Origin of the sequence: Mycobacterium sp. NBC_00419 (genome assembly GCF_036023875.1) — a bacterium.
GTDB lineage: Bacteria > Actinomycetota > Actinomycetes > Mycobacteriales > Mycobacteriaceae > Mycobacterium.
The window spans coordinates 2,654,982-2,673,403 of sequence record NZ_CP107931.1 but is presented as its reverse complement, the minus strand read 5'-3'; the positions used below and the strand labels follow the sequence as shown (position 1 = coordinate 2,673,403).

The following is an 18,422-nucleotide window of genomic DNA, read 5'->3' as shown; positions in this document are numbered from 1 at the left end:
AAATCTGGGGCCTGGCCTCGGTTGACGAACGGGTGCCGTTACTTGGCGGGCGGGTAGACCCCCATGCCCTTGGCCTTCTCGGTCTGCCAGAAGATGTCGGAGATCTTCTCGATGGTGTCGAGCAGCTTCTCGGCGACGGCCACGTCCAGCGACTTCTTGACGTCACCGGCGCCGTGCACGCCGTCCCAGAACAGCTGGTGCAGGTTCGGGAACTGCTCGAAATGCTCCTTGGTGAAGAAGTCGGCCCACAGCACCGTCAGGTGATGCTTGACCTCTTCGGCCCGCTGCTCCTTGATGATGATCGCGCGGGTCTTGAAGTGGTCGTCGTCGGAGTCGTGGTACTTCTGGAGCGTCTTCAGGCAGGAGAGCGCCTCGATCTTGGCCTGGGCGGGGTCGTAGACGCCGCAGTACAGATCGCAGTGGGCATGGGCTTCGGTGGCGTTGGCGAAAAGTCGTTGCAGCATGTGCCTAACTTACCCTTTGAGGGTGCGCGACAACCATGGGCCGGGCCTGGAACTTCGCGGCTGGCTTGTGCGCCGTTTTGTCGTGGTCGAGGACTCGATGCGGCCGACCCTGAACCCCGGCGACGGGCTGCTGGCGCTGCGCGGCGGCAGGCCGCGGGTGGGGCAGGTGCGGGTGTTCCCCGACCCGACCAAGCCGACCCGCTGGCTGGTCAAACGCGTCGGGGCCGTGCAGGGCGCGACATTCGAGGCGCGCTCGGACAATCCGCAGGCGGCAGGCGTCGTCGACTCCCGGCAGTTCGGGTGGGTGCCGGTGGCGGGTTCCTACCGGGTGGTGTGGCGGGTCCGCGGCCGACAGGCCTGATCGGCTACTGCGGGTGACTGGCCAGGTAATCCTGGACCGGTATCCGGTCGGCTTCGTCAAAACCGATGGGCAGCAACACATCTCCCGCTGTGGAGAAGTAGTACACATTCCAGCGGTGGTAGATGCCGAGTGCCGCGGGATCGGCGGCCATCGCCGCGGCGTACTGATTGACGGCGGCCACGTACTGGTCGGCGTGGTTGTAGCGGAAGATCGCGTGGTTCGGGTCGGAGGCGAACCCGTTGGCGGCCAGATAGCGCCCGGCGGCCATGATGCTGTCGCGGGGTGAATGGATGTCGCCGCCTTCGCTGTAACCGGCGTACGTCGAGGGCAGGAATTGCATCGGACCCTGCGCGCCGGCGGTGCTGACCCCGTCGATGCTGCCGAAGCGGGTCTCGATGAAGTTGATGGCCGCCAGGACATTCCAGCTGACGCCGGTCGCCGCCTCGGCGTCCCGGTAGTAGCCGAGGAGTTCCTCCGGCGGTGGCGGCGGCTGGATGCGCCAGGCCGGCAGGGTGGACTTGGGCTCGGCCATGGCCGCGAGCTGACGGCGGGCCTCGATGTTGTGGTCGTAGAACTCGAGGAGCTCCGGTGGGATCTGTGGCCGGATGACGGCGTCCCATTCCGGGTGCCGCCCGATGGCGCGGTACGCCACCTGCTGACGGTGCGCCGCCGCGGCCAGCGCGTCCTCGGGCGTCGACGGGTCCCGCAGGGCGCGTTCGTCGGCGACCAGGTCGGCGCCGATCTGGGCGGGGTCCGCGGCCAGCTGCGGTTGGGCGCCGACCAGGGTGGCCGTGGGGGATGCCGGGGCGGTTGCCGTGGCCGTCGCCGCGGTGGCACCGGTGTCGCTGGAGGCGATGGGCGTCGTCGGGGCGCTGCCGCAGCTGAGGAGGGTGAACGCCATCGCCGCCGCGGCCAGCGGTGCGACAACCCGCAGAGAGTTCATCGGCACGAGTCTTTCCTATGAGTGCCGTCCGGTACAGCCGGTTTGCCCATCACGTCGGGTTTTCGGGATGATGGCCCGATCATGGGCTTCGACGGCGGTTGCGTTACGGCGGCACTCCTGGGTGCTGCCGCGACGGCCGCGATCACCCTCAACGTCACTGCCGTACCAGCGCAGCCCCCGCGAATCATGCTTGCCGACAACACCGTTGCGGTCGATCCGGCCATGGTGTCACCGGGCGACGGGTCGCTGGGCGACGGTCAGGTGCTCACCGCGTTCGACGTGGCGAACCCGGCGATCGGACGGCTGGACCCGGCTCTGCTCAGCGCCGTCCAGGCGGCCACGACGGCCGCGTCGGCCGACGGCGTCCCGATGACCATCACGTCGGGGTGGCGTTCCCCGGAGTTCCAGGAACGCCTGCTCGACGACGCCGTGGCCACCTACGGCAGCATGGCGGCCGCCCGCCAGTATGTGCAGACACCCGCGGGGTCCAAGCACGTCATCGGCCAAGCCGTGGACGTGGGCGGGGCCGCCGCCGACCAGTGGCTGATCGCCAACGGCGCCCGGTTCGGGCTGTGCCGGATCTACGCCAACGAACTGTGGCACTTCGAGTTGGCCACCGACGCGGCCGGGAACTGCCCGCCACTGCTGGCCAACGCCGCGGGCTGACCTGCCCATCCCCTATGGAAGGGCGCCGCGCTGCGAGTAGGTTCTGGCGAGGAGAGCCCCGACGAGGAAGTGGTGGGTGGATGAGGACCCTGGACGAACTCCGGACCGCGTTGGAGAGCTGCTACTCGCAGTTCGAGGCCCTGTGCGACGACCTCAGCGAGGCCGACTGGCAGGCGCAGTCGCTGTGCCCCGACTGGGACGTGCGTGAGGTCGTCCGACACGTCACCAGCATCGAGGCCGTGATGGCCGGGTGGCTGCCCGAGGACACCACCACCCCGCCGCCGTTCGAACGGGCAGCGGAGTTCCTCACCGGGACCGACGACACCGCCGTCCTCGTCGACAAGGTGCGCGCGGTCTACGACCGACGACGACGCGACCTCGCCGCGCTGACCGCCGAGGATCTGCAACGCCCGTCGTGGATGCCTGTCGGACCCGGCACCTACGGGCGATTCCTGGAGATCCGGGTGTTCGACTTCTGGGTGCACGAGCGCGACATCACCACCCCGCTGGGCCGCAAGACCGACGACAGCACCCTGACCGCCGAGATGTCGCTGGACGAAGTGGAGGGCTCGATCGGCTACATCGTCGGCAAGAAGGTCGGTCTGCCCGACGGTAAGAGCCTGGCGATTCAGCTCACCGGCCCGCTCGTCCGCGACATCAACGTCCGCGTCGACGGCAGAGCGAAGCGGGTCGACAACCTGGAGGACCCCGACACCACGTTGACGGCTGATTCGACGACGTTCATCCAGCTCGCCTGCGGCCGCATCGACCCGCAGGCCCAGATCGACTCGGGCGCGGTCAGGTGGACCGGCGACGCCGAGATCGGGGAGCGGGCCGCCCGCAACCTCAGGTTCACGATGTGAGCGGCGAGAACCGAGTCGAGTCGGTGGACTTCCACTTCGACGTGATGTGCCCGTACGCCTATCAGACGTCGAAGTGGATCCGCGAGGTACGCGACCAGACCGGGCTGGTGATCAACTGGCGGTTCTTCAGTCTCGAGGAGATCAATCGCCAGGAAGGCAAGAAACATCCGTGGGAGCGGGAGTGGTCCTACGGCTGGTCGATGATGCGCATCGGGGCGCTGCTGCGTCGGCAGTCGATGGCCGCCGTCGACGCCTGGTACGAGACCGCGGGCCGGGCACTACACGAAGACGGGCACAAGCCACACGATCCCGACGTGGCCCGCCACCTGTTGCGGCAGTTGGGTTTCGACCCCGGTGTCGTCGACGAGGCCATCGCCGACCCGACGACCAGTGACGAGGTGCTGGCCGACCATCGGCGCGTCGTCGACGCCGACGGCTACGGAGTGCCGACGCTGTTCTTCCCCGACGGGCAGTGCCTGTTCGGGCCCGTCCTGATCGACCCGCCGACCGGCGCTGCGGCGCTGCGGCTCTGGGATGCGGTGGCGGCGTGGACGGAGTTCCCGCATCTCTACGAACTCCAGCGACCCAAGACCGCCGCCGACGGACAACTGATCACCGACACGTTCCGCCCGTATCTGGAGGCACGGGACTGGGTGTCGATCAACCGCGGTGAAGTGATCAACTTCGATGCCGCGGCCCCGGAAAGCAGCTGACGCAGAACAACTCCGGTGTCTGACGCCCCGGTCCACCGGGTAGCCATCAGACATGCGCGTTCTGAAGATCACCCCGAACCTGCCCGTCGCCGACATCGCAGCGGCCAAGGGCTTCTACATCGACTACCTCGGGCTGAGCACCGAGGAGTTCAATCTCGGCTGGGTCGCCCGCTACACCGACATCCGGTCCGGTGCCCACGTCCAGCTGGTGACCGGCGATGCGACCGCGCCCGTGGATTCGGTCCTATCGGTGCACACCGATGACCTGCTGGCCGCGTACGAACAGGCCCGCCGGGCCGGCTACGACATCGTCCACCCCCCGACCGTCGAGCCGTGGGGTGTGCACCGATTCTTCGTGCGGGCGCCGGATGGCACCGTGCTCAACATCGTCGAGCACCGGGACTGAGCGACGCCCGGATCCCCACGACGGGCTGCCTGCTCTCCCGATCGCAGAAGTCGGCGGCCCATGGCCACCTGCCGCGGCCGTCAGCCCAGACGAGTTGGAAGGCGCGGATCGGCCCGTGGATCGCCACCGCCGCCGGCAGATGCACGTCGGGCTGGTCGACCTCCACAACCTCGGTGAGCGGACCGCCCGGCAGGGAGATCTGCTGGCCCGGCGACAGATCCAGGCCATTGAGTTGACGCTCGGCAAAGGCGTTGAGGACCCGGGCGGCGCGGGCCGGCGACACGTTGGTCATGAAGAGTTCCGGCAGCCCGAACTCCGTCATGCCCGCGGTGTAGGCGAACGGCATCCGCGGGTCCTCCACGTACTGCACCGCCCAACCGCGCTTCTCGATCTTGGCGCGGATGACGTCGAGAAAATCCGCAACGGTGCTGCCGGGGTGATCGCACATCCAGCACATGGTGTCCCCTTTCGTCGGTGGTACCGACACCGTGCACCAGGGGTCCGACAAGAAGTCGAACGTCAGTTCGATTGTGGTGGGCGCGGCTTGTCGGGCGGCCGCAGCGCCGGCTCGGACAGCGAGAGCACGAAGATCATCGCCAGCAGCCCGAAGATGATCAGCGCCGAGACGATATCGAACCACTGGAAGGGATAGAACGACCCGTCGATGGAGAGCACGAGGGTCGTCTCGATCAGTCCGAAGAGTACGAAGAAGACTCCCAGCCGCAACCGGGACAACCCCCGATGACGTCGGGTACGGCGCAGTTCGACCGCGAGCGTGAGAAGCAGAATCGGAAGGATCTGCGACAGCGTGGCGGCGGTGGCGCTGTCCACCAGAACAATGCTCTGGGCGCTCAACTGGGTCATGGGTGCGGGGGTGGCGTCATCCGGCCGGCGTGGCGCCCAGCACCCGTTGCAGGTCACCCTTCATCGCCTGCAACTGGGCACCCCAGTACCCCCAGCTGTGGGTGCCGTTGGGCGGGAAGTTGAACACCGCGTTGTGCCCGCCGGCGGCCACGTACTTGCGCTGGAACTCCTTGTTGGTGTCCAGCGTGATGTTCTCCAGATAGCCGGCGGTGAACAGGCCGCCGAAGCTGGGGTCCTCGGTGTTGTCGAGCTCCGACGGTGCACCGGTGCCGCAGTAGACCCACACGGCGGTGCCATTGGCCACCAGCCGTGCGATGTTGACGGTCGGGTCGTTGCGCCGCCATGCCGGGTCGCTGCCGGCGCCCCACATGTCCCGCGCGCTGAAGCCGCCGGCGTCGCGCATCGCCACCCCGATCAGCGTCGGCCACAGTCCCAGTGAGGGATTCAGGAACCCGGACAGGCTGGCGGCGAAGATGAACTGCAGCGGGTGCCAGATCGCCAGGGTCAGCGCCGAGCCGCCCGACATCGACAGGCCGACAACCGCGTTCCCGGTCGGGGCGATTCCCCGGTTGGCGGCCAGCCAGGCCGGCAGTTCCTGGGTCAGGAAGGTCTCCCACTTATAGGTGACGGTCCCGGCCGAACCGGCGGCCGGCCGATACCAGTCGCTGTAGAAACTCGACTGGCCGCCGACCGGCATCACCATCGACAGACCGGACTGGAAGTACCACTCGAATGCGGCGGTGTTGATGTCCCAGCCGTTGGCATCGTCCTGTGCCCGCAACCCGTCCAGCAGGTACACCGCGTGCGGACCACCGCCCTGGAACGTCACGCGAATGGTGCGGCCCATCGCCGGGGACGGGATGTCCAACTGCTCGACGGGCAGGCCCTCCCGCGAGTAGGCGGCCGCGGGAGCGGCCTCGCCGGTGACGACGAGTCCGGCCGCCAGCAGCGCGGCGCTCACGACGACAGCAAGCCGCTTGACTGAGAACACGGCAAGGACGCTAACAACGCCGAGCCCTACCGCACTGCTCGCCACACCTGCCGTAATGCCTTTGTGATCAGGGGGTTTGCCACCGGCCGCCGGACATCACCCCGGCCACCGCCAGCGCCTCGTCCAGGACCACCAGGTCGGCGCGGGCACCGGCAGTCAGGGCAGGCGGCGGAAGTCCCAGGGCCCGGGCGGGATTGCGCGATGACGCCGCGACCGCGTGCTGCAACGCCTCGTCGCGGGGCAGCCCGCTGTGCTCGACGGCGAACCGGAAGACCCGGTCCATGGTCGCGGTGCTCCCGGCGATGGTCTGGCTGTCTGCCAGCCGCGCCACCCCGTCGGCGACGTCCACCGCCAGCGTCCCGATGCGATAGGACCCGTCGGTCATGCCTGCGGCTGCCATCGCATCGGTGATCAGCGATACCCGATCCGGTCCCGCGCTGCGCACGACGTGCCGGTATAGCGCGCCGTCCACATGGACGCCGTCGGTGATCACCTCGACGGTCACCCGGGGATCCTCCAGCAGCGCGATCACCGGCCCGGGTTCGCGGTGATGGATCGGGCGCATCGCGTTGAACAGATGGGTGCCGACCGTCGCTCCGGCCGCGATCGCGGCCCGGGTCTGCGCGTAGGTGGCGTCGGTATGGCCCACTGCCGCAACCGAACCGGCGGCTACGATACGCTCGATGGCGTCCAGCGCACCGGTGCGCTCCGGTGCCACCGTGACCATCCGGATCGTGCCGTCACCGGCGGTCAGGACGCGTTCGACTTCGGCGGGATCGGGATCGCGCAGCAGCGCCGGGTCATGCGCCCCGCAGCGCCCGGCGGCCAGCCACGGTCCCTCCAGGTGGATGCCGGCGATCAGGCCATCGCGCACCTGACCGGCCAGCGCCCGCACCTGATCCATCAGCTCGGCCGGGCCTGCGCTGACCAGTGAGGCCACCAACGTCGTGGTGCCGTGGGCCCGGTGAAGCGCCACCGCTGTTGCCGTCGCGGCGCCGTCGGCGGCCGAGAAATCCGCGCCGCCGCCGCCGTGCACATGCGTGTCGACGAACCCGGGCACCACCGTCACCGCACCCAGGTCCCGGTCGGCGCGGCGCGGCGGGGCACCGGCACCGGTCGCGTGCACGGTCGTCCCGGAGATTTCAATCCAGCCCGGCCGCAACAACTCTCGGCCGGTGAGGACCGTATCGGCGGTCAGCAGCACTCAGATGCCCTGCCAATCGGGCTTGGCCGCATACGTCTCGCGGTAGTAGTCGGCCAGCTGCAGCCGGCGGGCGGCGCCGCCGTCGAGCAGCACTGTCACATGCCGGTGATGTTGCAGGATCGTGGCCGGCCACATCGCACTGACGGGACCTTCGACGAGCTGATGCACCGCCTCGGCCTTGGTGCGCCCGGTGGCCACCAGGATCACGTGGCGAGCCTCGGAGATCGTTCCCAGACCCTGGGTCAGGCAATGGGTGGGCACCAGATCGACGTCGCCGCCGAAGAATCGGGCGTTGTCGATCCGGGTCTGCCGGGTCAGCGTCTTGATCCGGGTGCGTGAGGCCAACGACGACCCGGGCTCGTTGAAGCCGATATGCCCGTCGGTGCCGATACCCAGGATCTGCAGGTCCACCCCGCCGGCCGCCTGGATCGCCGCCTCGTAGGCCGCGCACGATGCCGGGATATCGGTGGCCAGCCCGTCGGGTCCGTCGACCGCGCCGGGCGCGAAGTCGACGCGCGAGACGAACACCGAGTCGATGACATTGCGGTAGCGCTCGGGGTGGTCGGCGGGCAGGCCGACGTACTCGTCGAGGGTGAACCCGCGGGCCTGGCGAAACGAGATCCGGCCCGCCTCGTAGCGCGCGGCCAGCTCGTCGTAGATGCTCAGCGGTGAGGACCCGGTGGCCAGGCCCAGCACCGCGGCGGGCTTGGCGACGAGCAGCGCCTCGATGGCGTCGGCGGCCAGGGCGCCGATCTGCCCGGCGTCATCGGTGATGATGACCTCCACCACGAGCTCCTATTTGTTTGCGGTGAAAAGCATTGAGCCCAAATCAATTCCAGTGCCCGCCACGACGGCGTCACCGGCCACGACGTTACCCGGTTCGCGTTCGTCCATCACGACCACCGGCACGATCGGATTGAGGCCCGCGGCCACGATCGACGGGACGTCGTAGGTGATCACCGGCTGGCCGGCGGTCACGGTGTCGCCCTCGGCGACGAGAGCACGAAACCCTTCGCCCTTGAGGGCGACGGTGTCCAGGCCGAGATGAACCAGGACGCCGACATTGTCGGCGGTCATGATGATGTAGGCGTGCGGCATCAGCTTGAGGATCCGGCCGCTGACGGGTGCGACCGCGTCGACCAACGCGTGGGGCGGGTCGACCGCGGCGCCGTATCCGACCATTCCTTGCGAGAACACCGGATCGGGAATGTCAGCCAGCGCGACGGCGCGCCCGCCGACCGGTGCGAGGACGGGCGTGCTGCTCACGAAAGACTCCTTATGTCTCTGGTGGTCAAAGAATAGAGACTCGATGCCGACTGCCGTGGCCGAAACAGCCGCTCACGTGCGGCCATTGTGGTTTAAGCTTCCGCTGAGCTGCGACATAGGGAGGTCAGCCGAATATGAGTGAGGCAGCCAAAGAAGCAGGGGCACAACGGAAATCGGGATTGAGAATCCCCGGCTTCGCGCAGTTGCAGCGGCTCGGCAAGAGTTTGATGTTGCCCATCGCCGTCCTCCCCGCGGCGGGCATCCTGCTGCGACTGGGCCAGGACGACCTGCTGGGCCGGATCAAGGCACCCGTCATCGGACCGTTCTTCCAGGCGATGAGCGCGGCAGGCGGTGCGGTGTTCACCAACCTGCCGCTGCTGTTCGCGATCGGTGTGGCCATCGGATTTGCCCGCAAGGCAGACGGCTCCACGGCGTTGTCGGCGGCCGTCGGCTACCTGGTGATGCAGGCGGTGTTCAAGACGATGTCGCCGTTCGTGCTCGAGGGACAACTCGACAAGGCCGGCGATCAGGCGCAGATCAACTACAGCGTGTTCGGCGGCATCGTGATCGGTCTGCTCACCGCCTACCTCTTCGATCGCTACCACACGATCAAGCTGCCGCCATATCTCGGCTTCTTCGGCGGCCGCCGCTTCGTGCCGATCGTGGTGTCGCTGGTGTCGCTGGTGGTGGCCTTCGCCATGAGCTACTTCTACCCGGTGTTCGACGCCGGGCTCACCGGGCTGGGTCACTTCATCGGTGGGGCGGGCGCGCTGGGTGCGTTCGTCTACGGCTTCGCCAATCGCATGCTGATTCCCCTTGGGCTGCACCACATCCTGAACTCCTACGTCTGGTTCATCTACGGCAGCTACCCGAAGCCGGACGGCGGCGGCGTCGTCACCGGCGAACTGACCCGCTTCGCCGCCGGTGATCCCAGCGCCGGGCTGCTCACCTCTGGCTTCTACCCGATCCTGATGTTCGGCCTGCCCGCCGCGGCGCTGGCGATGATCCACGTCGCCAACAAGAAGCAGCGCAAGGTGGCCTTCGGCATCCTGTCGGCCGCGGGGTTGACGGCGTTTCTCACCGGTGTCACCGAGCCACTCGAATTCGCCTTCATGTTCGTGGCGTTCCCGCTCTACATCGTGCATGCCGTGCTGACGGGCCTGTCACTGGCGATCGCCTACCTGCTCGACATCCATCTCGGGTTCTCGTTCTCGGCGGGGCTGATCGACCTGTTGCTGTACGGCACCGCCCCGGCGGCCAAGAACATCCCGCTGCTGATCGTGATGGGCGTGGTGTTCTTCGCCATCTACTACCTACTGTTCCGGTTCGCGATCACGAAGTGGAACATGCGCACGCCCGGGCGCGAGCCCGAGGGCGAGTTCGAGGCCGAGGAGAAGGCGAACCTGAGCGAGGGCACTGAGTCCGCGACCGCGGTCACGGCCGGGTCAGCCGTGGCCACGGCGCCGGCTGCGGTCGACAGCCAGGCCGAGCAGTTGATCGCGGCATTCGGCGGCCGGGAGAACCTGCGCAGTGTCGACGCCTGCATTACCCGGCTGCGGATGGAGGTCGCCGACCCCGCCAAGGTGGATCAGGATCGGTTGCGTGCCTTGGGGGCCGCCGGTGTCATCGAAGTCGGCAACAGCGTTCAGGCAGTGTTCGGAACCCAGGCGGAGGCGCTCAAGAACGACATCACCGACGTCCTCTGAGCGAGCCCTCGGAGCGCGGCAGTCTCGCATCCGTGCCGAATAGATCACGCAGAGGAAACGCATAGGCTTCAAACCTTTATAGCTCTGTGTCCTCGTTGTGACTCAAGAAGCCCACTGTTGCCAAAGTGATATCTGTGGCTCTTGCTTCTGGGCCGACCGAGCCAGATGAGGAAACCACATGGGCGCTTCGACATTCAGCCTCGAGATCGTCGCTGTCACCGCCGGAGTACTTCTCGCCGGCACCGCCTGGCCGGCGCAGGCCCACGCGGACACGACCGACCTCACGGGTGTGCTGAGCACCGTCGGTATCGGCAACGGCGGCCCGATCACCCAGTTGATCGAACAGATCGGACTACAGATCTGCCCGCTGCTGGTGAAGCCGGGGAGCAACCTGGTATCCAGCGCCACCGAGGCAAGCGGCCACGGAGGGCTCGCATCCCAGGTCACGGGATTCGTCGCAGAGCAGGCCATCCAGTCCCAATGCCCCGGGGTCATGTCCCAGCTGGCCAACGGTAACCTCGAGCCGCTCATGCAGATGCTGAACACCGCCAACCAGGCGTCGGGCACGCTGAACACGCTGAGCGGCACGGCCGTGCCATCGATCACGTTGCCGCAAACGGGTGTGCTCAGCCCGTAACCCGAGCGGCTAACGACTCTGGCTGCGGCGTCGATAACGTGGTTAGGTTGGGATGGGCTGGGGACGGCCCTGAAAGCGGAATCGAGTGACTGTGAAACAACGGGTCGTCATCGGGCTGGGTGTGGTGTCGCTTGCCCTCAGCGCGGTGGCAGTGGCCGCGCCCGCCTCTGCCGACTGCCCGTCCGGCACGGTGCCCTCCCACTATCCCGGCGTCTGCACAGCGGGCCAGTCCGGCGGGCGGGTGCCCACGGTCATCAATCCCTCGGACGTGACGACCAACATCGCGCCCAACCAGATCCCCACCATGAACGGCGTGCCCTGCAACCTCGCCCACCAGGTCACCTGCTGGGGTTTCGCGCAGAACCCCTGACCGTCAGGACACTGGCACCAGGCCCGCGGCAACTTCCAGTTCGCGCAGTGCGGGTTCGAGTGCGTCGGAGATCTCGTCGATGTCCCCGGCGATCTCGGGCGTGCTGGCCAGCCCGAAGTCCAACGCCCCGCGGTAGCTGAAGCAAGTGATGTTCAAGCCGACATCGAGCATCAGCGGGCCGATGGGGACCAGCCGCTCGACCGGCGCCCCGGCCAGATAGAGCGGGAAGTCCGGCCCGGGCACGTTGGAGACCACCAAGTTGATCGGCACCACCCGATCGCCCAGATGCGCCGCCGAGTAGGCCCGCACAGCCAATCCGAGCAGTCCCGGTGGCGTCGTCTCGGTCAGTCCCACGATCTGATGGTCCGACAGCGTCCGCGCCATCTCTTTGGCGCCTTGGGAGTTCTCGTAGATCGCCGCGATGCGTTCGGCGGGGTCCTCGATATCGGTGGCCAGGCTGACCGTGGTGGAGGTGATCTGGTTGCCTCCGGTGGAGGCCTCGGTGTGGGTGGACACCGGGATCTGGGCCACCAGCGGCCGGTCCGGGAGCTCGCCGCGCTCCAGCAGATAGCGGCGCAAAGCACCGGAAATCGTCGCCAGCACAACATCATTGACTTTCACGCCGAAGGCGTCCTTGACGGCCTTGACCCGGTCGAGCGGCAGGCTGGTGGAGGTCACCCGGCGCCGGGCCGTCAGCGCGGTGTTGAAACGGGTGGCCGGCGCGTCGAAGAAGTTCGGTGGTTTGTTGGTCACCGACCGCGCCGCCAGCTGCTGGGAGACGGTCTGTTGCACCACCCGCATGACCCGGTAGGGCGTCATGACCGCCAGGTTGAACAGGGCGCCCAGGGCGCGCCGCTCCACACCGGGCAGGTGCTCGCCCGGGTCGTCGTCCGCCGCGGTGGCGACCGGCTTCCGCGGTACGGGCGTGACGTCGAGCAGGATCTCGCTGAGCCCCGCCCCGGACACCCCGTCGACGATCGCGTGATGCATCTTGGTCAGATACGCCACCCGGCCGCCCTCGAGGCCCTCGATGAACCACAGCTCCCACAGCGGGCGCGCCTTGTCCAGCGGGTAGGACATCAGCCGGCCCAGCAGCACCTCGAGTTCGCGCCGTCCACCGGGAGCGGGCAGCGCGACCCGCCGGATGTGATAGTCGATGTCGAGCTCGGTGTCCTCGACGAGCCACGGCCGGTCCAGTCCGTGGCGCGCCCCGGCGACCCGGTGCCGCAGCAGCGGAATCTCGGGCAACCGGGTCAGGATCAGTTCGCGAACGGCCTCGAAGCTGAAGCCCGCCACGCCGGTCGGGTCACAGATACCGAGGGCGCCGATATGCATCGGACACGTGGTCGTATCGGCCCACCAAAACGCCGCGTCGAGGCCGGAGAGGCGCTGCATGGCGCCAGCGTAGAACCGTTGACGGGAACGGATTCGGCATTGCGCAGATCGGTGTCTTTCAGCCACCACACAGCTCGTGGAACCGGGGCCCGGAGGTGCCCGCTGATAAACTCTTGCGGTCGCCGATGACGTGATGGCGGGGAGGCGGACGGTCGGCTGGGTCGCCGATGTGACGTCGAATCGGCAAGAAATCGGAAATGGGTGTCGTGCGAACCGGAGAGATCAGAGCGCTTACCGGCCTCCGCATCGTCGCCGCCCTATGGGTGGTCCTGTTCCACTTTCGTCCGCTGATCTGGGCGGCGTCCCCGCGGCTCAAGGACGACCTGGCACCGCTGCTGGACGCCGGAGCCCAAGGCGTGGACCTGTTCTTCATCCTCAGCGGGTTCGTGTTGACCTGGAACTACCTGGAGCGGATGGGACCCTCCTGGTCGACGCGCGCGAGCCTGCACTTCCTGTGGCTGCGGCTGTCGCGGGTGTGGCCGGTCTATCTGGTGACGATGCACATCGCCGCGCTGTGGATCATCTTCACGCTGCACGTCGGCACCGTGCCGTCGCCGGACGTCGAGAAGCTCACCGCGATCAGCTACGTGCGCCAGCTGTTCATGGTCCAGCTGTGGTACGAGCCGTTCTTCGACGGCACCAGCTGGGACGGCCCGGCCTGGTCGATCAGTGCCGAATGGCTGGCCTACCTGTTGTTCGGCGTGGCGGTGCTGGTGATCTTCCGGATGGCCACGGTCACGCGGGCGCGGGGTCTACTGCTGATCGCGTTCGTCGCCTCACTGCCCCCGACCATCCTGTTGCTGGCCAGCGGACACTTCTATACGCCGTGGAGTTGGCTGCCGCGCATCGTCGCCCAGTTCCTCGCCGGGGCGCTCGCCTGTGCCGCCGTCCGCCGGCTGCGGCTGACCGATCGCAGCCGCCGCGTGGCCGGCTACTGCGCGGTGCTGATGACCGCGGTGATCGTCGGAATTCTCTACTACTACGACGCGAATCCGGTGAACGGGATGATCGACCCCGGTGGTGTGGTCGTCGTGTTGTTCATGCCGCTGGTCGTCGCGCTGGCGATCGGGGTGGGCAGCCTGCCCGCCCTGTTGTCCACACGGCTGCTGGTCTACGGCGGGAAGATCTCGTTCAGCCTGTACATGGTCCACGAACTGGTACACACGGCGTGGAACTGGATAGTCGCCGAACACCAGCTCGACTTCTCCAAGGTCGTGGCGAAATTCGTCGTGCTCGGATTGATCGCGGCGGCGCTGGCCGGTGCGGCACTGCTCTACCACGGTGTCGAGGAGCCGGCCCGGCGCTGGATGCGACGCATGGTCGACTTCCGCGACGTCAAGACCATCCGGGCTGAACTGCCGCCCGACCCCGTCGGGGGCCGGGTGGCCTCGATCGAGAGCCACCCGCCGCGCTCGGCGCGCGCCGGGTGAGGTAGTTCCCAGTCCAGCCGTATTGTGCTGCAACGCCTTCCGGTGTGTCGACGGCGCGTCGCCGGGCAGTTTCCGTTGGCGGCCGTAGAATTCGACGGTCGGGACACGAACCAGTGAGGTGTCTTTGTCCCTGAGGGATGCACTAACTCGGACCGCCGCCGCGGTGTTCTCCGCCGCTGTGGTGGTCGGCGCCGTCGTCGGGCACTCCCCGGCGACGCACGCCTACCAACTGGTCAACCGCGGGTCGGCCGACAATCGCGTCGCGGTGATCGGGGACTCATACACCACGGGCACCGACGAGGGCGGCCGTGGACCGCAGTCCTGGACGGCGCAAGCCTGGCAGATGCTGGACGGCCAGGGATTCAGAGTCGACGCCGACGTGGCCGCCGAGGGCGGGGCGGGTTATGCGGTGCGTGGTAACCAGGGCAGCGTCTTCGAAGATCTGACCGTTCGGGCCGTCAAACGCGACGACCAACTGGTGGTCTTCTTCGGTTCCCGCAACGACCAGCCCGCCGATCAGCAGAAGTTTCCGGTGCTCGTGAGCGAGGCCTTCCAGATCGCGCGCCGGGTCGCGCCGTCGGCGAAGCTGCTGGTGATCGGGCCACCCTGGCCCACCGCCAACCCGCCCGATGCGGTGCTGGCGATCCGGGACAGCCTGCGCAACCAGGCCAGGGCTGTCGGCGCCATCTTCATCGATCCGCTGGCCGAGGGCTGGTTCGTCGGCCGGCCGGACCTGATCGGCGCCGACGGGGTTCACCCCAACGACGCCGGGCACGCGTATCTGGCCCAGCAGATCGCCCCGCTGATCCGCAACCAGCTGACCATCCCGCTGTAGGTCGCCGCCGTCAGCGGAGATGCGGCTCCAGCAGGGTGCTCCAGCCGCGGGTCAGCTGCTCCCACTCCTGCTCGCATCCCTCGGCGCGATCCTCGGGCAGCGACCCGTCGGCGACGATGTCGGCATTGGCCGTCGGATCCGATCCGTAGATCCAGCACTCGAAGTTGTAGGCGCGGGACTGGTCCATGGTGTGCACGTCGGCGAACGCCTCCTTCTCCAGCTCGCCGCCTTCCTCGCTGAGTACGGTGTATTCGCGGGCGGTATCCCGGGCGGCCTGCACGTAATCCGGGTCGACCTTGCCGTCGTCATCGGGGGCCAGCAGTTCGTAGGCCGAAAGTTGGTCGGCCACATCCTCTTCGCGCCCGGTCACCGGCAGGTCGTAGATGTCAATCGCCATGTGGCCGAGCTCATGGAAGAACGAGGCGATCCCGATGCGCCGCGCGGTGTCCTCCGGATCGGGGTCGCCGGCCTCGGTGAAGACGCGGATGCTCTCGTCGACGTCCTCGTAGCACATCACCAACTTCTTCTCGTCGCCGTCCCAGAAGTCGTTGGCCTCGCCGCACTGCGATCCGACCACCGGGATATCGAACGGCAGGCGGAAGTTCTCGCTGACAGCCGCGGCCACGTCGTCGAGAAAATGGGTGCGCGCCATGAGATCTCGACCCTTGATCGCCTCGGGTGTGGTCGCCTCCTCGTAGCTCACCACCATCCGGCCCGCCGCGTCGTCGGCTGCGGTGGGGGCCGGGGCCTTGCTGGTCGAGGACTGCGTCTCGCGAGCGGTCGATGACGCAACGGGCGCGGTGGTGTTCCCGCCACACCCGGCGGCCAGGATCGCTGCCGTCACCACCGTCCATACCGCCGGCGTGCGTACCACCGCGACCTCCTTGCCAGGTTTTTCCGTCGACAGCGCATCAGACTAGGGGACGTGCGGTCCGTCGACTTGTCCTCACCCCGCCCGCCGGTGATGCTGTGGGCATGAGCCCACCGCGTCCTGTTCGTAGGATGCTGCTGCCGTTGGTGCTGGCAGTGGTGGTGGCGTTACTCGTCGCCGACCGGGTGACCCCGCCGCTGCCCTATAACCACGTCGGCGGGCCGTACGCCAGGCTGCTTGCGCAGTTCGTCGACCTCGGGCCGGCCCGCTCGGATCTGGTGCGACTGACCGCCGAGTTGCGCGACCCTGCCCAACCGGTGGCGTTGATGTCGTGGGCGCGCGAGCGCGGCCTGTCGGTGCAATGGCGCGACGGAGATCCGTGGGCGACCGTGGAGGGAACGCCGCGCCGGGTCGCCGGTGCCTTGGACGTGGCCGTCCACGACTACCGGGGCAAGCGCGGCGACGTGTTCTACGCCTCGCCGCAGCAGCCGGCGGTGCCCGGCGAAGTCGGCGGCGAGGTCGCCGAACTCGGCCGGATTCTGGGCTACACGCCCTATCACGAAGGTGTTCCGCCGACACCACCACTGGACGTCCCCGACGGCGGCCTGATGCCGACCGAACTGCTGACCGCCTACAACGTCGACACGCTGGCTGCCGGCGGCTACAACGGCGCCGGCCGAACCGTCGCCGTGTTCGCCTTCGACGGGTTCGATCAGCGCGACATGGACAGCTTCGCCGACTGGTTCTCGTTGCCCCGCTTCACCCCCGAGGTGGTCGGCGGCATGCCCGAGCACCGGCGCGGTGAGGCGACCATGGACATCCAGCTGATCCACGCCATCGCGCCGGCAGCCAAGATCGTGTTGGTCAACGCCCGCTCCACCGTCGAGGGCGACGCCGCCTACGTCAAGATCGGCAAGCTGATGGAGTCGGTCGATCAGCGCTATCCCGGTGCGGTGTGGAGCTTTTCGATCGGCTGGGGATGTGACCGCGTCATGACTCGGGCGGATCTGGCACCGGTCCGCTCGGCGCTGTCACGCGCCCATCGCCACGGCACCACCGCGTTCGACGCCAGCGGCGACCTTGCCGGTTTGGAGTGCAAGGGCGGCCGGACGTGGTCGGACACGCCCAGCCCGGACGACATCGGCGTCGATGCGGTGGCGTCGCTTCCGGAGATGACCGCCGTCGGCGGGACCACGCTGTCTACTGATGCCGAGGGGCGGTGGCTGGCCGAACAGGGTTGGTACGACGTGCCGTTGACCCAGGGCAGCGGGGGCGGCGCGTCGGCGTTGTTCGGGCGACCGTCCTGGCAGGAGGGCTTCGAGCGTGCCGGGCCACACGACAAGCGCCTCGTACCCGACGTGGCGGCGGTCGCCGATCCGTTCACCGGAGTGAAGTTCGTCTTCAACCAGCAGGTGCTGGTGGGTGGGGGCACGTCGCAGTCCGCTCCGATCTGGGCCGGGCTCGCCGCGGTGATGAACCAGTTCCTCGTGGAGCGTGGTCTGGCCCAGTTAGGTGATCTGAACCCGCTGCTCTATGAGCTGTCCCGGGGCGTCGGGGTGCCGGCTTTCCGTGACATCGCCCTGGGTGCCAACGCCGTCACCCCGGTGGTACCCGGCTACGACATGATCACCGGGTTGGGCACGCCGAATGTCGAGAACCTGCTCAAGGATCTGCTCATCCTCAAGTCGGTGGGCCGATGACCGAGGTAACCGAATCCGACGAGGAGGCGTTCTCCGGGTATGCCGTGCCGCCGGGACGGTACCGGGCGCACCGGCTGCGTGGGCCCGCCTACTTCGCGACCGTGGGAACGTGGGTCATCCTGCTGGTGCTGGCGATGATGGCGTTGAGCATCCTGACGACGCGCATCAGCCGCGGCCCCGCCCGCTACATCTGCCCGCCCGACTGCGGCCGCCCGCCGACGGGGCTGCCGGTGGCGACCAACCCGCGGTTCGTCGCCGCGGACGGATCGTTCGCGGTCTCCTATCCGGGGCCGGACAGCGCCTACGTGGTGACCAAGGATCCGACCGGTGTCACCGCGGACTGGAACGGCGGCGACGGCGGGACCCTGCGGCTGTTCAGCGAACCGGCCCGGGGCCGCGACGCCCGGCGGGTCGCCGACGACCTGCTGGCCGAGAAGTTCCCCGACGCCGTGACGGCCTACGAACTGCCCAATGCGATCCTCGGTTACCAACCGGGCTATGGCGAAGTGGCCGACGATTGGCCTAAGGGAACCTCGAGCGATTCCGACCATCTGCGGATCATCCTCGTCGTCGCGGTGAAAGACGACCTGGCCCTGGTGGCCGGCGCGATCGGACCGTTTCACCAGTTCGGCCCTGACTTCGGGCCCGGGCCGCCGTCGGCGGCGAACCTTCAGATCGCTCAGGACATGGGCAAGTACGTCAACAGCTTCATCTGGCGTGGCGACCCGCCGCGCTGA

Annotated in this window: 22 protein-coding genes; 12 read left to right on the top strand and 10 right to left on the bottom strand. The window is 68.0% G+C overall.

The window, feature by feature from the left end:
* Positions 1-38 precede the first annotated feature (38 nt).
* Positions 39-464, bottom strand: a complete 426-nt coding sequence (sodN, locus tag OG976_RS12745) for a superoxide dismutase, Ni (protein ID WP_328362682.1) — start codon at positions 462-464, stop codon at positions 39-41.
* Between the two features lie 67 nt (positions 465-531).
* Here sodN and OG976_RS12740 point away from each other — a divergent pair, with 67 nt between their 5' ends.
* Positions 532-825, top strand: coding sequence for a S26 family signal peptidase (locus OG976_RS12740; RefSeq protein WP_328363508.1), 294 nt, complete (start codon positions 532-534; stop codon positions 823-825).
* A gap of 4 nt (positions 826-829) precedes the next feature.
* Here OG976_RS12740 and OG976_RS12735 read toward each other — a convergent pair whose 3' ends face one another.
* Positions 830-1,768, bottom strand: a complete 939-nt coding sequence (locus OG976_RS12735) for a lytic transglycosylase domain-containing protein (protein WP_328362679.1) — start codon at positions 1,766-1,768, stop codon at positions 830-832.
* Positions 1,769-1,849: 81 nt separating this feature from the next.
* Here OG976_RS12735 and OG976_RS12730 point away from each other — a divergent pair, with 81 nt between their 5' ends.
* The 4 genes from OG976_RS12730 (at position 1,850) to OG976_RS12715 (ending at position 4,416) form a co-directional block, all read left to right on the top strand.
* Positions 1,850-2,434, top strand: coding sequence for a M15 family metallopeptidase (locus OG976_RS12730; protein ID WP_442930473.1), 585 nt, complete (start codon positions 1,850-1,852; stop codon positions 2,432-2,434).
* A gap of 80 nt (positions 2,435-2,514) precedes the next feature.
* On the top strand, positions 2,515-3,297 hold the full coding sequence (locus OG976_RS12725; protein WP_328362676.1) for a maleylpyruvate isomerase family mycothiol-dependent enzyme: 783 nt from the start codon (positions 2,515-2,517) through the stop codon (positions 3,295-3,297).
* Positions 3,294-4,010: a mycothiol-dependent nitroreductase Rv2466c family protein gene (locus OG976_RS12720; RefSeq protein ID WP_328362673.1), complete on the top strand. Its 717-nt coding sequence runs from the start codon at positions 3,294-3,296 to the stop codon at positions 4,008-4,010. Before OG976_RS12725 ends, OG976_RS12720 begins: the two co-directional genes overlap by 4 nt.
* Positions 4,011-4,062: 52 nt before the next feature.
* Positions 4,063-4,416, top strand: a complete 354-nt coding sequence (locus OG976_RS12715; protein WP_328362671.1) for a VOC family protein — start codon at positions 4,063-4,065, stop codon at positions 4,414-4,416.
* On the opposite strand, the gene OG976_RS12710 is transcribed toward OG976_RS12715, so the two are convergent.
* From OG976_RS12710 to OG976_RS12685, 6 genes are all read right to left on the bottom strand, one after another.
* Positions 4,391-4,864 carry a DUF4262 domain-containing protein gene (locus OG976_RS12710; protein WP_328362668.1) on the bottom strand — a complete coding sequence of 158 codons (474 nt, stop codon included), beginning with the start codon at positions 4,862-4,864 and terminating at the stop codon, positions 4,391-4,393. The genes OG976_RS12715 and OG976_RS12710 overlap by 26 nt on opposite strands.
* A 71-nt stretch (positions 4,865-4,935) precedes the next feature.
* Positions 4,936-5,280: a hypothetical protein gene (locus OG976_RS12705; protein WP_328362665.1), complete on the bottom strand. Its 345-nt coding sequence runs from the start codon at positions 5,278-5,280 to the stop codon at positions 4,936-4,938.
* A 16-nt stretch (positions 5,281-5,296) separates the two neighbouring features.
* Positions 5,297-6,271 (bottom strand): esterase family protein, encoded by a 975-nt coding sequence (locus OG976_RS12700; RefSeq protein ID WP_442930471.1) that lies wholly within the window; start codon positions 6,269-6,271, stop codon positions 5,297-5,299.
* Positions 6,272-6,338: 67 nt separating this feature from the next.
* The gene (gene nagA / locus OG976_RS12695; protein WP_328362662.1) at positions 6,339-7,475 is read right to left on the bottom strand and encodes an N-acetylglucosamine-6-phosphate deacetylase; all 1,137 of its coding nucleotides are present in this window, start codon (positions 7,473-7,475) and stop codon (positions 6,339-6,341) included.
* Positions 7,476-8,261, bottom strand: coding sequence for a glucosamine-6-phosphate deaminase (nagB, locus tag OG976_RS12690; RefSeq protein ID WP_328362659.1), 786 nt, complete (start codon positions 8,259-8,261; stop codon positions 7,476-7,478).
* Positions 8,262-8,270: 9 nt separating this feature from the next.
* Positions 8,271-8,741: a PTS sugar transporter subunit IIA gene (locus tag OG976_RS12685; protein ID WP_328362656.1), complete on the bottom strand. Its 471-nt coding sequence runs from the start codon at positions 8,739-8,741 to the stop codon at positions 8,271-8,273.
* Positions 8,742-8,875: 134 nt separating this feature from the next.
* Between OG976_RS12685 and OG976_RS12680 the strand changes: the two genes are divergently transcribed.
* The 3 genes from OG976_RS12680 (at position 8,876) to OG976_RS12670 (ending at position 11,454) form a co-directional block, all read left to right on the top strand.
* Positions 8,876-10,447: a PTS transporter subunit EIIC gene (locus tag OG976_RS12680; RefSeq protein WP_328362653.1), complete on the top strand. Its 1,572-nt coding sequence runs from the start codon at positions 8,876-8,878 to the stop codon at positions 10,445-10,447.
* A 178-nt stretch (positions 10,448-10,625) separates the two neighbouring features.
* Positions 10,626-11,084, top strand: a complete 459-nt coding sequence (locus OG976_RS12675; protein WP_328362650.1) for a hypothetical protein — start codon at positions 10,626-10,628, stop codon at positions 11,082-11,084.
* 85 nt (positions 11,085-11,169) lie between these two features.
* Complete coding sequence (locus OG976_RS12670) at positions 11,170-11,454, top strand: hypothetical protein (RefSeq protein WP_328362647.1); 285 nt, start codon at positions 11,170-11,172, stop codon at positions 11,452-11,454.
* 3 nt (positions 11,455-11,457) lie between these two features.
* On the opposite strand, the gene OG976_RS12665 is transcribed toward OG976_RS12670, so the two are convergent.
* The gene (locus OG976_RS12665) at positions 11,458-12,849 is read right to left on the bottom strand and encodes a WS/DGAT/MGAT family O-acyltransferase (RefSeq protein ID WP_328362644.1); all 1,392 of its coding nucleotides are present in this window, start codon (positions 12,847-12,849) and stop codon (positions 11,458-11,460) included.
* Between the two features lie 197 nt (positions 12,850-13,046).
* Between OG976_RS12665 and OG976_RS12660 the strand changes: the two genes are divergently transcribed.
* Both OG976_RS12660 and OG976_RS12655 read left to right on the top strand, forming a co-directional pair.
* Positions 13,047-14,279 carry an acyltransferase family protein gene (locus OG976_RS12660; protein WP_328362641.1) on the top strand — a complete coding sequence of 411 codons (1,233 nt, stop codon included), beginning with the start codon at positions 13,047-13,049 and terminating at the stop codon, positions 14,277-14,279.
* 130 nt (positions 14,280-14,409) lie between these two features.
* Positions 14,410-15,114: an Rv0518 family GDSL lipase gene (locus tag OG976_RS12655; RefSeq protein ID WP_328363501.1), complete on the top strand. Its 705-nt coding sequence runs from the start codon at positions 14,410-14,412 to the stop codon at positions 15,112-15,114.
* Positions 15,115-15,124: 10 nt separating this feature from the next.
* Here the strand turns inward: OG976_RS12655 and OG976_RS12650 are convergent, their stop codons facing one another.
* Entirely contained in the window at positions 15,125-15,988 is an 864-nt protein-coding gene (locus OG976_RS12650; RefSeq protein WP_328362639.1) for a DUF4344 domain-containing metallopeptidase, read from the bottom strand.
* Between the two features lie 101 nt (positions 15,989-16,089).
* Between OG976_RS12650 and OG976_RS12645 the strand changes: the two genes are divergently transcribed.
* Together OG976_RS12645 and OG976_RS12640 are read left to right on the top strand one after the other, a co-directional pair.
* Positions 16,090-17,685 (top strand): S53 family peptidase, encoded by a 1,596-nt coding sequence (locus tag OG976_RS12645; protein ID WP_328362636.1) that lies wholly within the window; start codon positions 16,090-16,092, stop codon positions 17,683-17,685.
* On the top strand, positions 17,682-18,422 hold the full coding sequence (locus OG976_RS12640) for a hypothetical protein (protein ID WP_328362633.1): 741 nt from the start codon (positions 17,682-17,684) through the stop codon (positions 18,420-18,422). The genes OG976_RS12645 and OG976_RS12640 overlap by 4 nt, the downstream gene beginning before the upstream one ends.

Bases quoted from the DNA above. Each gene is read 5' to 3' on its own strand.
- OG976_RS12680 (WP_328362653.1), top strand. From the start codon at position 8,876: ATGAGTGAGGCAGCCAAAGAAGCAGGGGCACAACGGAAATCGGGATTG.
- OG976_RS12640 (WP_328362633.1), top strand. From the start codon at position 17,682: ATGACCGAGGTAACCGAATCCGACGAGGAGGCGTTCTCCGGGTATGCC.
- OG976_RS12735 (WP_328362679.1), bottom strand. From the start codon at position 1,768: ATGAACTCTCTGCGGGTTGTCGCACCGCTGGCCGCGGCGGCGATGGCG.
- sodN (WP_328362682.1), bottom strand. From the start codon at position 464: ATGCTGCAACGACTTTTCGCCAACGCCACCGAAGCCCATGCCCACTGC.
- OG976_RS12725 (WP_328362676.1), top strand. From the start codon at position 2,515: ATGAGGACCCTGGACGAACTCCGGACCGCGTTGGAGAGCTGCTACTCG.
- OG976_RS12705 (WP_328362665.1), bottom strand. From the start codon at position 5,280: ATGACCCAGTTGAGCGCCCAGAGCATTGTTCTGGTGGACAGCGCCACC.
- OG976_RS12645 (WP_328362636.1), top strand. From the start codon at position 16,090: ATGAGCCCACCGCGTCCTGTTCGTAGGATGCTGCTGCCGTTGGTGCTG.
- OG976_RS12675 (WP_328362650.1), top strand. From the start codon at position 10,626: ATGGGCGCTTCGACATTCAGCCTCGAGATCGTCGCTGTCACCGCCGGA.
- OG976_RS12730 (WP_442930473.1), top strand. From the start codon at position 1,850: ATGGGCTTCGACGGCGGTTGCGTTACGGCGGCACTCCTGGGTGCTGCC.
- OG976_RS12665 (WP_328362644.1), bottom strand. From the start codon at position 12,849: ATGCAGCGCCTCTCCGGCCTCGACGCGGCGTTTTGGTGGGCCGATACG.
- OG976_RS12710 (WP_328362668.1), bottom strand. From the start codon at position 4,864: ATGTGCGATCACCCCGGCAGCACCGTTGCGGATTTTCTCGACGTCATC.
- OG976_RS12715 (WP_328362671.1), top strand. From the start codon at position 4,063: ATGCGCGTTCTGAAGATCACCCCGAACCTGCCCGTCGCCGACATCGCA.
- OG976_RS12660 (WP_328362641.1), top strand. From the start codon at position 13,047: ATGGGTGTCGTGCGAACCGGAGAGATCAGAGCGCTTACCGGCCTCCGC.